Here is an 11,957-nt window from a genome sequence, read left to right as displayed (position 1 = left end):
CTTCAGAATATCCATATGGCTGGATAAATATAAAAAAAATCCGTTAGGTTTCCTGGCAGATCGCAAGGGCACCGGTGGCCAGAACTTCAGGCGCGGCAGTGCCCTGCTGCCGTTGCAGCAGCGGAATACGCAACTGAACGCGATCTGCGCGGAATCGGGTAATCACATACTCGATCGGGTGGTTGTCGCGCTCATCCACGTTCACGCTCTTGACCCGCAAGACCGGTCGGTTTTGCGGCATGCCAAGGATTTGCGCATCGTCCCCTTGGGGCAGCACTGCGGTCACGGCGCTATCAACGCGGCGGAGCCGGCAGCCGTACTCTGCGCTCAGAAAAGCGTGAAGCGAGTCGCCTTGATATCGGACCAGCAGATCGGGGAAGGGATGTACTGGCAAAAAATGCGAAATGACACACATCGGCTTGCCGTCCACGCTTCGTAACGTCTCCAGCCAATGCACGGGCTCGCCTTCCAATATGGCAAGGCGTTCGGCAACGCGCATACTGGCAGGCAAGGTCTGCTTGCGAAGGATGCGGTTTCCGGCCTGCAAACCTTGAGCGTTCAGGTTTTCGGTAAAGCGGGTGGACTTACCGATCTGGTAGTCGATCTGGTTGTCGAGCACCAGGATGCCGCGGCCATGGCGGCGCTCCACCAGGCCGGCATCGACCAACTCGTCGATGGCGCGACGGAGCGTGTGCCGGTTCACCCCAAAGCGCGAAGCAAGCTCGCCCTCGGATGGCAGGTAGTCGCCCGGTGCGTAGAGATTGACGATCTCCTGTTCCAGTTGCCGTGCGATCTGGGCATACAAGGATTCGCCCTGCTCTCGACTGACAGCGTACAAGCTCATATGCGGTTATCTAGATAAGTGGATAACCGAATCCTACAAAGAGTCTGTGACAGATATGTGAGGAGGGATGGCAGCTTGTCGGAGCCAGCTGACGACTTTAAATCCATCTCGTTATACAGAGATCGCCGTTCTGGAGAGGATGTTCGGTAGCAAAGCTGCCAGAAGGGAGTTGGTAATGACGTCGATTCCGCGTTTATTCTCGGATTTCCCCGGGCGGTCACCCAAACGAGCTTTCGGTTCTCCACTATGTCCCCGAGCAGATAAATCACGCGGTCGTATTGGACCGTGAGCGCCTTGGTCACCTTGCGCGACTCACGCCAGGTGAGCAGCAGGTCCAGGTCCTCGTCGGCGCGCAGCGACCGATGCGCATCGAACGCGCTCTTGGGCGCCTTGGCAAAACGCGTGTTGTAGGCGGCGATGAAAGAGGGGGCGTACGCATTGGCATCCGCGTACCGTGGCGATGCCGCGCAGCTGCAGCTCTTTGACCAGGCGATCTTGCAGCGTTAAATGCGCGCGCTCGACGCGCCCCTTGGCCGAGCTGCTGTTGGCGCACCAGGTCGACGTTCAGTTCGTACATCGCGGGGCCACACGGCCACGCCCGGCGAGGGCGTGACGCACTTTTGAGGTCTTGGCTGGTCGCTGTTCCGGTTGGTTAGGCAGCCAGCGACGAGTCGTCAAGCCGCAATGTAATACCGGGGCTCAAGAGTCCAAAGCCAAATTCTACGGTTTGACCAGACGCGGGCGTCGCCAGCCGCAGGAAGAGGTTGACATGCTGCACATCGCCACCGGCCTTGTATTTCGAGCATCCATTCTCGACAAGACGCGAATGCCCGCGTTGACGCCGACACCAGTAATGCCTACTGGTAAAAATTCAAAATAAAATGCAAGTTCGATGACACCTGAAGGGCGGAGGCTGCACGATTTCGCAAGGAATGAAAGGCACCTGCAACCCAGAGATCAAAAGACAGGAGACGGAAGTGCACAAGAGAATTGCTGAATGCATGCTGGGTGTCTTGCTGCCGTGCGTAGCGCACGCTCAGTCGAGCGTCACGCTTTACGGCGTTGCTGACGTGTTTTACGGTTACTTCAAGAACTCCGCAACAAGCGTGAGCAGCCTCAATTCGGGCGGACTGGGCGGATCACGATGGGGCATTCGCGCCAAGGAGGATCTTGGCGGCGGCGTGACTGCAATTGCAGTTCTTGAAAGCGGCTTCAACATTAACAATGGAACGCTCGGGCAGGGCGGTCGGGAGTTTGGCCGCCAGGCGTATGTCGGCATCGACAGCCAGTGGGGAATGCTCGTGGGGGGGCGCTTGCAGACGGCAGGCTACGTATGGGGCACGACGTTCGACCCGATCTTGATGTCTGCAGGATCGGTCCTGGGGTCGATGACCGGCGAGGAACCGCGACCGTGGATCTTCAACCCGCTGCAGGATCCCGCCCGCCAGGACAATGCGCTGCAATACAGCTCGCCCACCTGGCATGGCCTCAGCGCGACCCTGGGCTACTCGTTTGGCTCAAACCAGGGCGCCGCCACGAATACGAAGTATCAGATCGGCACGCTGTGGTATGCGAATGGCGGCCTGGTCGCCAGCTACGGACTGGGCCGCAGTCTCACCGTGGCGCCCGGTGGCGACGCCAACACCCTGGAACATGCGTTTGGCGTCAAATACCGGTTCGACTGGCTTTCCCTGTATGGCACGTATCAGTTGCGGCGAAACAATCCTGGATTTACCGACAAGGCATGGCAAGCGGGCTTCACGGTGCCGACAGGGGGCGTGGGTATGTTCGGCTTTGCGTACGGCGGGCTGAGCGACGAGAACCAGGTCCGCTCGCAAAACTGGAGCGTGCGCTCATTCGCAGTCAGCTATACCTATTATCTTTCGAAGACCACTTCGCTCTATGGCTTCTATAAGAAGCTCTGGAATCGCGGAGTCGCGAAGCAGACCATCTTCCCACCCGGCGGCTTGCCCGCGCCCACCACGTACGATGAACATGTGTCCGCTATCGGCATCGGCATGCAGATGCGGTTCTGAACCCCGTTGGGAAATGCGGAAATCGTCATCGGGCATTCGGCTATAGCCGTGCCCTCGAGAGTCCGGGCGACCTCGACATCGATGCGATGCGCAACTGCATTGGTGCATCGTTTGCGGTCATGCGCAGTGGGCGATCAAGCTTCGTTGACGAGCGAGGCTTGATGTACTCCCGCCTCGTGGCACCATGGTCCTCGGCCGGTAATAAATAAATGTCGCGCCCCCGGGCGGCCCAATCAGGAAGGGCTCGGACGCCTTTCGCCGTCGACAATCAGGATATAATTTCGGATTGAATACAACTCTTGGGCGGTCATCGTGACAATTACAGAACTTGATGGGGTCGACTTCCCGTCCCAGATCGCGTCGGAGATGCGCAAACTGATCAATCGCGGAACACTCGCGCCGGGCTTGCAACTTCGCCAGTCCGATCTGGCCGAACGTTTTGGCATCAGTCGCGTGCCAGTGCGCGAAGCGCTAAAGCTTCTGGCAGCTGAGGGCATCATCGAACACGACCCGAATCGTGGGTTTTTCGTGGCGCCCTTGTCCAGTGACGAGGCACGTCAACTCTATCGGATGCGCCATCTGCTTGAATCCGAGTTGCTCGCCACCATTGTCTGGCCCAACCCGCCCCAGTTGAAGAGCCTCAAGGCGATGGTGGCCGAGCTCAACCAGTTACTGGCAAGCGGCTCGCGCGACGCCTGGATTGAGCGCCACCGGGCGTTTCACGACGCGATCTTCGATCTGTCAGAAAACAAGATCCTAAAGCGTGAAGCATTGCGGCTGATGCGCCTGACCGATCGGTATCGCTCGTTGGCGGCGGACATCACGCGCCAAGGTACGCACCTCGACGCGCGAATCGAGGAACAGCTTCTCAAGGCATTGTCGGCGAAAGATCGCAAACTGCTCCTGAGCACCTACGACAAGGGCCGCGCCATCGTGCTCCAAGGCTTGATGGCGGTTTTGGCTGCGCGCGGCGTTTAGGAATGTTCATTAAGGGGCCGCCGGGATCAGGCTGGTCCGCGGCGCGCCCGTTTCGCTGCTTCTAGAACCGCAACTGCATCCCGGCAGCGGGGACCGACTGGATCTTGCCCGCCGCCGCGGTGCCAATTTCGGCAGGGTAAGCGCCGTTCGTAGGTAAGCGGTAAGCCATGGGCGTTATAGATCTCGCGTAGAGGCGATCGCACAATGCTCTTCGTTCAATTCGATCAGGAGCAGGCGATGACGGCATCAGCTAGAGAAGAGCAATCGGAAACGGGATGTTCTGCTGGACCGAACTCGGTGCCAGGCAGATCGGTATCGCGCAAAGCCTCCTCGTGACGTGCAAGCTACACGACATCGATCCCTACGATTATCTGGTCGACGTGCTGCAGCGCGTGGGCCAGCATCCGGCATCGCGCGTGCATGAACTCACGCCGCGGATGTGGAAATCGCTCTTCGCCGGCAATCCGCTGCGCTCGCCCTTGCATCAGATCGCCTGACATCGCAAGGACGTCGGTGAATTGCCGATTACGTTCGTACGCTGAAACACACCGGCCAGGTGGACTGCGGTGGTTTTGGATAGCGCGTGGGTGAGCTGGATCGCCGCTTGGTTGATTGCGACATTCTTCAAAAAGGCATTGTCGTTCCGAATCGGTGTGGGCTGCACCAAGATTCCATGCCGGGGCGAAGTCAGCTTGACCGCATTGGACATGCGCTTGACGCTCACACGGTCCCAGTTGATCGCCTCAGGCCCGTGGGCACGCCGTTGTTGATGATGGGCGGGTACGGGACGACTGCGGCCACCGCGCCGATCTGCGCGGGACCCGCGACACAGAGCAGGTCGGCGCCGAAGCGTCCGGTGCGAAAGTTCAGCATGCCTCGTGCTGCTCCCGTTGCGGGATCAATGCCGCCGATCAGAAAGTAGTCGAAGGCAAAATCATTCTGTCGCCCCAACCGGAAAAAGCCCAGCCCTGTCTGGCGCATCCCGACCGAAGCGGAGTTTTCGAACAGCGCCCCGCGCGACTGCGGGTCAAGGTTGCCGGTGCTCAGGCTGATCAGGGAGTCCAGGCTGAAATTGGCGCTGAGCCCACCGCCGGGTTGTGTCGCGATAAGATTGGCAAGGCAAGAAAGTTCCGCAATGACAAGGAGTCCTTACGCCACCAGCGAATAGAACTGATCGGCGGCGGTTCGGGCGACGCCGCTGTCCTTCATTTCGCCTTTCCTGATCATATGCATCGTCTCAATGCCTGACAGGATGATGCGGGCACACCGGAAATCCTTGAAGCCCATCATGGGCCTGGTTCGTCGTTTGATCGCCCGATGATCCTGCTCGACGATGTTGTTCAGATATTTGACCTGCCGGACCTTGATCGGCGTTTCCCGCTCGGCGTTGATGCCCTGGAGGGCGGCCAGATTCGCCCCGCTTTTATCCATGGTCACGGTCTCGGGCGTCCCGTTCCGATCGATGGCTTTCTCGAAGTAACGGCGCGCGGCAGCTTTGTCGCGATACGCCCGCAACAGGAAATCCACCGTATTACCGGCCTTGTCCACCGCGCGATACAAGTACTTCCACTGGCCGCCCACCTTGACGTAGGTCTCATCCATCCTCCAGCTCTTGCCGACCGGACGTTTGTGCTTGCGAAAGGCCTTCTCGAACAACGGTACGAGTTTGATCACCCAGCGATGCACGCTCGAATGGTCGACCTCGAAACCCCTTTCGGCCATCATTTCCTCGAGATTTCGCAAGCTCAGCGAGTAGGCCACATACCACCGCACACACAGCAGGATCACGTCCAGCGGATAGTGCAGGCGTTTGAGTACATTCGCTACGCCGGCAGGCAGGGCTTTTCTCGCAGTCGCATTCTTCATATCACGCTTCACTTCAGGAAAATGTCCGCCTGAATTTTACTCCCGCATCCTTAGCGCGACACAACTCGCGGAACTGGCGTGGCTGGCGCCCGCACGGTTCGCGGCGTTGCTGCCCGGACTGGGCGACGCGTCGCTTGACGCGCTATGCCGGCGCTTCGATGCGGAGTTTCCCGGCACCGGCGAGATCGACGATTACGCCTGGTTTCCTGCGTGGCTGCTGGTGGTCAAGCCGGCGCTCGCGGGCCAGCTGGGTGACGCCCGGGCGCAACGTGAGGTTGCGGCATCGCGGGCCACGGTCCTGCTGGGCGAGATCCTGCGCCGGGAGCATGACGGCGACCAGCACGAACTCGTCAGTCTGCGTCAGGCGCTCCGTCGCCTGCATGCGGCCCTGTTCGACGTGTACATGGCCGCGCGGAAAGTGCAGCACCGATGAGTGCGCCTTCTTTGCCGCTGCCAGATTCACTTCCGAAACGCTGCTGATTTTCCTTCGTCGGACGCCTCTTAACCCGTAACCGGGGCATCCCTTGCGTTAGTTGTCACCTAATGATAACATGCAGGTCATGACAGATCGAGACTCAAGCCTAGACACCCTCCTCGAGCTGGACGGAGTGGTGTTCACCGTCGACGACACCGGGTGTTGTTGGGTGAAATTTGAAGTGGCGCAAATCGCAGCATCACCGGAGCGCCCGCACGGGCTGCGGTATTCGCTGACCTTGCACGACGAAACGGGTGCTCGCCTGTTGGGATTCGATAACGCGCATCCGATTCGGGAGGGTTCGGGCCCCGGCGCACGGACGCGGATCGAGTACGACCACAAGCACGCCGGCGAGCGTATCCGGTTTTACGAGTATGCGGATGCCGCGAAGTTGCTTGAAGACTTCTGGACCGAAGTCGAAACAGTGATGAGGGAAAGGAGCGAGAGCGATGACTAACGAACATATTCTGAAGGTCGGGATTGCCCCGATGGAGCAATTCAAGGCGCGGACCATGGCAATCGCGCGAGGCGAATACAAGCCCGCCCCCGACGAGCCGAAAATCTGGTTCTCGTCGCCCGAGTCGTTCGCGCAGGTGCTGTCGGGCAAGAATCAGGCATTGTTGGCACTGATCGCGAAAACGAACCCGTCATCGTTGACGGAGCTTGCAGCGACGTCCGGACGCGAGAAATCCAACCTGTCGCGCACGCTTAAGACGATGGAGCGGTACGGCCTGGTGCACTTCGAGAAAGGCGACGGCCGCGAGGTCGCACCACGGGTCAACTATGCCGGCATCAGCCTGGAAATGTCGTTCGCGTAACGCCACACTACGCAGCATCAAGCCCGCGACACGCCGACCGGTGTCGCGGGCTTCTTCATTCTGAGCACCAGAAACTACGCATGGAACGCGAATATCGGCTCGTGTTAGCGGCGGTGTAAAAGCCAGCCCTTTCAAGGGGCGTGGTTCGAAAAGCGCCGATTTTGGGTAACACGGACGAACTGAGCCGCACCGCTCGTGGAGGGCGGTGTTTTGATTTTTGATTAGTATCCCGATGGATTTGGAGGTCTTGGGTATCGACCTCCCGCGCTCAGACTTGCCGCGGTTGAAGCGCTCCGAGTCCCAGCATCATGAGCCAGTGCGGGTGGTCCCGCCCCGTCATCAACTCACACGGACTTTTGCCTTGACGCTCGGCCCGGCGGCTGCGCACGAAGCGCCGATGATTCAGGAAGAAGCGCAGCAGGTCGAGGTAAGGGGCGCCCAGATGGCGACGCAGCGTGAAAAAGTTGCGCAAGCGCGAGTTCAGATTTTCGACGAGCGCGCTGCTGCGCGGCGTGTGGGCCATGGCCTCGGACACCGCGGCGAACACGGCGTGGAACTGGCCGCCCAGTCTGGCGCGTAGCCGGCCCCATCCCTGCCAGTACGCGGGTGAGGTGCGCGGCTTGCGATGCAGCACACACGCGGCGCGCACGAGCTCATCCGAGACGTTGGCGCGCTGCGCGATCGCGGCGAGCTTCTCATCGAGCACGCCGGCGAACGCGAGCAGGTCATCGCGCTGGTTCTGCAGCGCGATGCGCACCGGGCGGATGCGGCGCGCATCCAGCGCTTCGCGCACGCCCAATTCCTCGACGATGAAGTCGAACAGCGCTTGCCGCGTGGCGAGTTGCGGACCCGCCAGCGACACGATGTCATGACTGAGCCACTGGGTCAGCGTGCGGATGTCGCAGGCTAGCTGATGCGCCTGCGCCTCTGTTGTCAAACGAACTATCGTTGATACGAATTTCTACAAAAGTTGGTGCATTTTCAGTTCTGTGACGAATTCCGGGCTGAAGAGCCTTGTGTAGCAAGGGTTTCCGGCTGATTGACGTAAAGATGGTACGCTGTGTAGCGAGAGACTTTGGCCTGTCTCACCCGACGCGTGGCGTCTCAATCAAGAATCTCGAGCCCGTTTTCAGCGCCCCATTGCCTCAGTGCCTTTTCGACAGAGTCGGCTTCAAACGCATACCAGCGTTCCAGAGCACCTTCGCGCTCGAGTAAATCCTTGAAGCGCGCGTATCCCCCTCGCGGCTGGAAAACCCTTCAATCTGGTCATAACGCGCAGGCAGCTGCTGTGCGGCAAAGCGCAGGGCGAGACTGCTTCCGAGATCAAGTTCGTTCTTGTGCGGTATCGCGAGGTAGCGATCCGGGTCTTCCAGATCCTCGGGAATCGCCTCCTCGATCGTGTCGATGGCATCGGAAATCCAGTAGATTTTTCCCGTATCGAGCGAGATATACGCCTGGTGTTCCATCGGCGCTGCATAGCTGACGAAGTCGAAGGCCGAGGAAAGATCATCGAATTTGACGGCGACCATGACGTTGACCTCATCGGGATGTTTTTGCTTTCTGTGGGGTTGTGTCGCGATAAGATTGGCAAGGCAAGAAAGTTCCGCAATGACAAGGAGTCCTTACGCCACCAGCGAATAGAACTGATCGGCGGCGGTTCGGGCGACGCCGCTGTCCTTCATTTCGCCTTTCCTGATCATATGCATCGTCTCAATGCCTGACAGGATGATGCGGGCACACCGGAAATCCTTGAAGCCCATCATGGGCCTGGTTCGTCGTTTGATCGCCCGATGATCCTGCTCGACGATGTTGTTCAGATATTTGACCTGCCGGACCTTGATCGGCGTTTCCCGCTCGGCGTTGATGGCCTGGAGGGCGGCCAGATTCGCCCCGCTTTTATCCATGGTCACGGTCTCGGGCGTCCCGTTCCGATCGATGGCTTTCTCGAAGTAACGGCGCGCGGCAGCTTTGTCGCGATACGCCCGCAACAGGAAATCCACCGTATTACCGGCCTTGTCCACCGCGCGATACAAGTACTTCCACTGGCCGCCCACCTTGACGTAGGTCTCATCCATCCTCCAGCTCTTGCCGACCGGACGTTTGTGCTTGCGAAAGGCCTTCTCGAACAACGGTACGAGTTTGATCACCCAGCGATGCACGCTCGAATGGTCGACCTCGAAACCCCTTTCGGCCATCATTTCCTCGAGATTTCGCAAGCTCAGCGAGTAGGCCACATACCACCGCACACACAGCAGGATCACGTCCAGCGGATAGTGCAGGCGTTTGAGTACATTCGCTACGCCGGCAGGCAGGGCTTTTCTCGCAGTCGCATTCTTCATATCACGCTTCACTTCAGGAAAATGTCCGCCTGAATTTTACTCCCGCATCCTTAGCGCGACACAACCTCTCCGAGCGTCGCTTCACGTAAAAAACGCTGGCCCTGTCGCTGTAGAACGCCACCGGCTTGCCATGCTGCTCCAAATACGCGCGCGTCGCCTCGAAGTAGCTGAAGGTCGATTCGGTCGCCGTGAAATGCAGCATCATCAGGCGGCTCGTGGCGTCATCGACGTACACCAGCAGCGTGCAGGCCGGCGCCCGGTCCTCGAACCAGCGATGGTCGCTGCCGTCGATCTGCACCAGCTCACCGAAGCACGCGCGCCGGGCCCGCGGCTGGTAGACCCTGGGCGGCCGCTGCCGGCGCGGTACCCACAGGCCGGCGTCCGTCATCAGGTGTCGCACGGTTTCCTTCGACAGCACGATGCCATGACATTCGCGCAGCTTCTCGCAGGCCAGCGTCGGCCCGAAGTCGGCATAGCGTTCGCGAATGGTGGTCAGGGCCCGCACAGCCAGTCCTTCATCGAGCTTCCGGTTGCCGGGCGACCTGCGCTTGCGTGAGGCCAGTCCCGCCGCGCCAGATTCACGATACCGCGCTACCAGCCGCTCGACCTGACGCACGGTCAGGCCAAGTCGCCCGGCGGCACGCCCGGGCTTGAGCCCGATGTCCACCACGGCCTGGATCACCTTCAGACGGTCGAGTTCGCGCATGTTCAATGTCACCAGTGCGGCTGGGCTCATGACTGGCTCCTGCGATCGCGCAGCAAAATGCCAGCTTGCCAGTCACGGTAAAACACGACATTTGTATCTTGCTAGAACACGACATTCTCATATTGCCGCTACATGTCATGTCGAGGCCAGATAGAAATGTCGGGGTTCCAGCAAGATACAGATGTCGGGGTTGAGGGTCGGTTTTGGGTGGTGGGTTAGGGTCGTTTTGCAGTCCTTTTATCTCTCTCTGGAGGGGTTTTTAGCACCGAGCCTCCCGGGTTCTGGTGTGTCCCCATGACTGCCGCATTCCAGTCCTCGAGCGTGACTTCGCGCTGCTTCCTCGTGCCAGGCAGCCGCGCCTTCGTACGCACGGGTTCACCGCGGTTCGTGCGTGACGGTGAGCCGGATATCCGGCGGTTGTCGCGCTGCGCCTGCAGTGCCTGGGCGACCTTCAGCGCATGACCAAGACGCTTGTGCTCCACCACCGCGCCCTGGTCGATCTCGGCAAGCTTGTCGTACTGGACACAGGGCAGCGCGACACCATCGGCGCGGATCTCGAGGCGTCCGTCCGGATACTCCCACACGTCGATGTAGCGGTGAATCAGCCTGCGGTTGGCCGGCGTATCGTCAAGCAGCCAGATCACGCGGTCGTTCAGCAGCGTCAGTGAATCCGAGACCTTGCGCAGGACGCGCCAGGTCAGGATCGCGTCGAGATTCTCGTCGGCGCGCACGGGTCGATGCGCATCGAAAGCGCTGCGTGGCGGCTTCGCAAAGCGCGCGTTATAGGCTGCCATGTAGGCGGGCGCCCAGGCGTTGGCGGCCTCGATGGTGCTGATGCCGCGCAGCCGGAGCTCCTTGACGAGCCGATCCTGCAGCGTCAGGTGGGCGCGCTCGACGCGCCCCTTGGCGGGGCTTGAGTTCGCGCAGAACGTGTCGATGTTCAGCTCGTACATCGCCCGGCCGAACTGCGTGACACCTTTGCCCGCTGTCTCCGAGCGTCGCTTCACGTAAAAAACGCTGGCCCTGTCGCTGTAGAACGCCACCGGCTTGCCATGCTGCTCCAGATACGCGCGCGTCGCCTCGAAGTAGCTGAAGGTCGATTCGGTCGCCGTGAAATGCAGCATCATCAGGCGGCTCGTGGCGTCATCGACGTACACCAGCAGCGTGCAGGCCGGCGCCCGGTCCTCGAACCAGCGATGGTCGCTGCCGTCGATCTGCACCAGTTCACCCAGGCAGGCACGACGGTTTCTCGGCTGATGCAGCTTCGGCGGCCGCTGTTTGCGGGGAATCCACAGCCCGGCCTCACGCATCCAGCGCCGCACGGTTTCCTTCGACAGCACGAGGCCATGACATTCGCGCAGCTTCTCGCAGGCCAGCGTCGGCCCGAAGTCGGCGTAGCGCTCGCGAATGGTGGTCAGGGCCCGCGCACGGACATCCACCGGCAGTTCGCGGTTGCTGGGCTGTCCACGCCGCGCTGAAACCAGCCCGGCCGGTCCCGCCGCCTCGTAACGCCGCACGAGCCGGCTGACCTGACGCTCACACAGCTGCAGCCGTTCAGCCGCCAGTACGCCCGTCAGGCGATGCTGGACGACCGCCTCGATGATCTTCACGCGCTCGAGCTCGTGCATGCTGATCGTGATGAATCCACGTCCGTTCATGGTCTAGCTCCGGGCTGACGGTGATGCCGCAGCATGCGCCACAGCAGCCAGCCCGGAGCAGGAAACCGGACATTTCTAATGAGCCAGAACCGGACATTTCTAAAAAGCTCTGACATTCTCATTGTTGATAATACGTTATGTCAAATTGTCGGGGCGATTGACAAAAACTGACAGCCGTGTCGGCTCTGGCAACCACACAAGGAGAATATAAGACGGCGCTGCACTGGCCATTGCGAG

12 protein-coding genes and 3 pseudogenes are annotated in these 11,957 nt (G+C 60.2%); 6 read left to right on the top strand and 9 right to left on the bottom strand.

The window, feature by feature from the left end; all coding sequences use genetic code 11:
- Positions 1-43: 43 nt before the first annotated feature.
- Positions 44-844 (bottom strand): phosphonate metabolism transcriptional regulator PhnF, encoded by an 801-nt coding sequence (gene phnF / locus OKW38_RS02880; protein ID WP_429359898.1) that lies wholly within the window; start codon positions 842-844, stop codon positions 44-46.
- Positions 845-1,068: 224 nt separating this feature from the next.
- Positions 1,069-1,430, bottom strand: a pseudogene (locus OKW38_RS02875) (ISNCY family transposase); the annotation flags it as partial.
- Positions 1,431-1,776: 346 nt separating this feature from the next.
- Here OKW38_RS02875 and OKW38_RS02870 point away from each other — a divergent pair.
- The 3 genes and pseudogenes from OKW38_RS02870 to OKW38_RS02860 form a co-directional block, all read left to right on the top strand.
- Entirely contained in the window at positions 1,777-2,880 is a 1,104-nt protein-coding gene (locus OKW38_RS02870; protein ID WP_429359896.1) for a porin, read from the top strand.
- Positions 2,881-3,192: 312 nt separating this feature from the next.
- Positions 3,193-3,858: a GntR family transcriptional regulator gene (locus OKW38_RS02865; RefSeq protein ID WP_184062864.1), complete on the top strand. Its 666-nt coding sequence runs from the start codon at positions 3,193-3,195 to the stop codon at positions 3,856-3,858.
- 269 nt (positions 3,859-4,127) lie between these two features.
- Positions 4,128-4,355, top strand: a pseudogene (locus OKW38_RS02860) (transposase domain-containing protein); the annotation flags it as partial.
- Between the two features lie 223 nt (positions 4,356-4,578).
- Here the strand turns inward: OKW38_RS02860 and OKW38_RS02855 are convergent.
- On the bottom strand, positions 4,579-4,839 hold the full coding sequence (locus OKW38_RS02855; RefSeq protein ID WP_429359894.1) for a hypothetical protein: 261 nt from the start codon (positions 4,837-4,839) through the stop codon (positions 4,579-4,581).
- Between the two features lie 168 nt (positions 4,840-5,007).
- A complete protein-coding gene (locus OKW38_RS02850; RefSeq protein ID WP_429359893.1) occupies positions 5,008-5,724 on the bottom strand; it encodes an IS6 family transposase in 717 nt (238 codons plus the stop codon).
- 106 nt (positions 5,725-5,830) lie between these two features.
- Between OKW38_RS02850 and OKW38_RS02845 the strand changes: the two genes are divergently transcribed.
- The 3 genes from OKW38_RS02845 (at position 5,831) to OKW38_RS02835 (ending at position 7,017) form a co-directional block, all read left to right on the top strand.
- Positions 5,831-6,157: a hypothetical protein gene (locus tag OKW38_RS02845; RefSeq protein WP_429359891.1), complete on the top strand. Its 327-nt coding sequence runs from the start codon at positions 5,831-5,833 to the stop codon at positions 6,155-6,157.
- 178 nt (positions 6,158-6,335) lie between these two features.
- On the top strand, positions 6,336-6,656 hold the full coding sequence (locus tag OKW38_RS02840; protein ID WP_429359889.1) for a toxin-antitoxin system TumE family protein: 321 nt from the start codon (positions 6,336-6,338) through the stop codon (positions 6,654-6,656).
- On the top strand, positions 6,649-7,017 hold the full coding sequence (locus tag OKW38_RS02835; RefSeq protein ID WP_429359887.1) for a MarR family transcriptional regulator: 369 nt from the start codon (positions 6,649-6,651) through the stop codon (positions 7,015-7,017). The genes OKW38_RS02840 and OKW38_RS02835 overlap by 8 nt, the downstream gene beginning before the upstream one ends.
- A 268-nt stretch (positions 7,018-7,285) precedes the next feature.
- On the opposite strand, the gene OKW38_RS02830 is transcribed toward OKW38_RS02835, so the two are convergent.
- From OKW38_RS02830 to OKW38_RS02810, 5 genes and pseudogenes are all read right to left on the bottom strand, one after another.
- Positions 7,286-7,954 carry a hypothetical protein gene (locus OKW38_RS02830; protein ID WP_429359885.1) on the bottom strand — a complete coding sequence of 223 codons (669 nt, stop codon included), beginning with the start codon at positions 7,952-7,954 and terminating at the stop codon, positions 7,286-7,288.
- Positions 7,955-8,162: 208 nt separating this feature from the next.
- On the bottom strand, positions 8,163-8,546 hold the full coding sequence (locus OKW38_RS02825) for a hypothetical protein (RefSeq protein WP_429359883.1): 384 nt from the start codon (positions 8,544-8,546) through the stop codon (positions 8,163-8,165).
- A gap of 93 nt (positions 8,547-8,639) precedes the next feature.
- A complete protein-coding gene (locus OKW38_RS02820; protein ID WP_429359741.1) occupies positions 8,640-9,356 on the bottom strand; it encodes an IS6 family transposase in 717 nt (238 codons plus the stop codon).
- 67 nt (positions 9,357-9,423) lie between these two features.
- Positions 9,424-10,092, bottom strand: a pseudogene (locus OKW38_RS02815) (ISNCY family transposase); the annotation flags it as partial.
- A 185-nt stretch (positions 10,093-10,277) separates the two neighbouring features.
- Positions 10,278-11,720 (bottom strand): ISNCY family transposase, encoded by a 1,443-nt coding sequence (locus OKW38_RS02810; RefSeq protein WP_429359881.1) that lies wholly within the window; start codon positions 11,718-11,720, stop codon positions 10,278-10,280.
- Positions 11,721-11,957 lie beyond the last annotated feature (237 nt).

Source organism: Paraburkholderia sp. MM5496-R1 (assembly GCF_050436205.1).
Lineage (GTDB): Bacteria > Pseudomonadota > Gammaproteobacteria > Burkholderiales > Burkholderiaceae > Paraburkholderia > Paraburkholderia tuberum.
Note: the sequence above shows the minus strand (reverse complement) of the source record. Positions and strands in the feature narration are given on the sequence as shown.

Excerpts from the sequence above, each read along its gene's own strand:
- OKW38_RS02870 (WP_429359896.1), top strand. The coding sequence starts at position 1,777 with ATGAAAGGCACCTGCAACCCAGAGATCAAAAGACAGGAGACGGAAGTG.
- OKW38_RS02835 (WP_429359887.1), top strand. The coding sequence starts at position 6,649 with ATGACTAACGAACATATTCTGAAGGTCGGGATTGCCCCGATGGAGCAA.
- OKW38_RS02810 (WP_429359881.1), bottom strand. The coding sequence starts at position 11,720 with ATGAACGGACGTGGATTCATCACGATCAGCATGCACGAGCTCGAGCGC.
- OKW38_RS02850 (WP_429359893.1), bottom strand. The coding sequence starts at position 5,724 with ATGAAGAATGCGACTGCGAGAAAAGCCCTGCCTGCCGGCGTAGCGAAT.
- OKW38_RS02855 (WP_429359894.1), bottom strand. The coding sequence starts at position 4,839 with ATGCGCCAGACAGGGCTGGGCTTTTTCCGGTTGGGGCGACAGAATGAT.
- OKW38_RS02825 (WP_429359883.1), bottom strand. The coding sequence starts at position 8,546 with ATGGTCGCCGTCAAATTCGATGATCTTTCCTCGGCCTTCGACTTCGTC.
- OKW38_RS02820 (WP_429359741.1), bottom strand. The coding sequence starts at position 9,356 with ATGAAGAATGCGACTGCGAGAAAAGCCCTGCCTGCCGGCGTAGCGAAT.
- phnF (WP_429359898.1), bottom strand. The coding sequence starts at position 844 with ATGAGCTTGTACGCTGTCAGTCGAGAGCAGGGCGAATCCTTGTATGCC.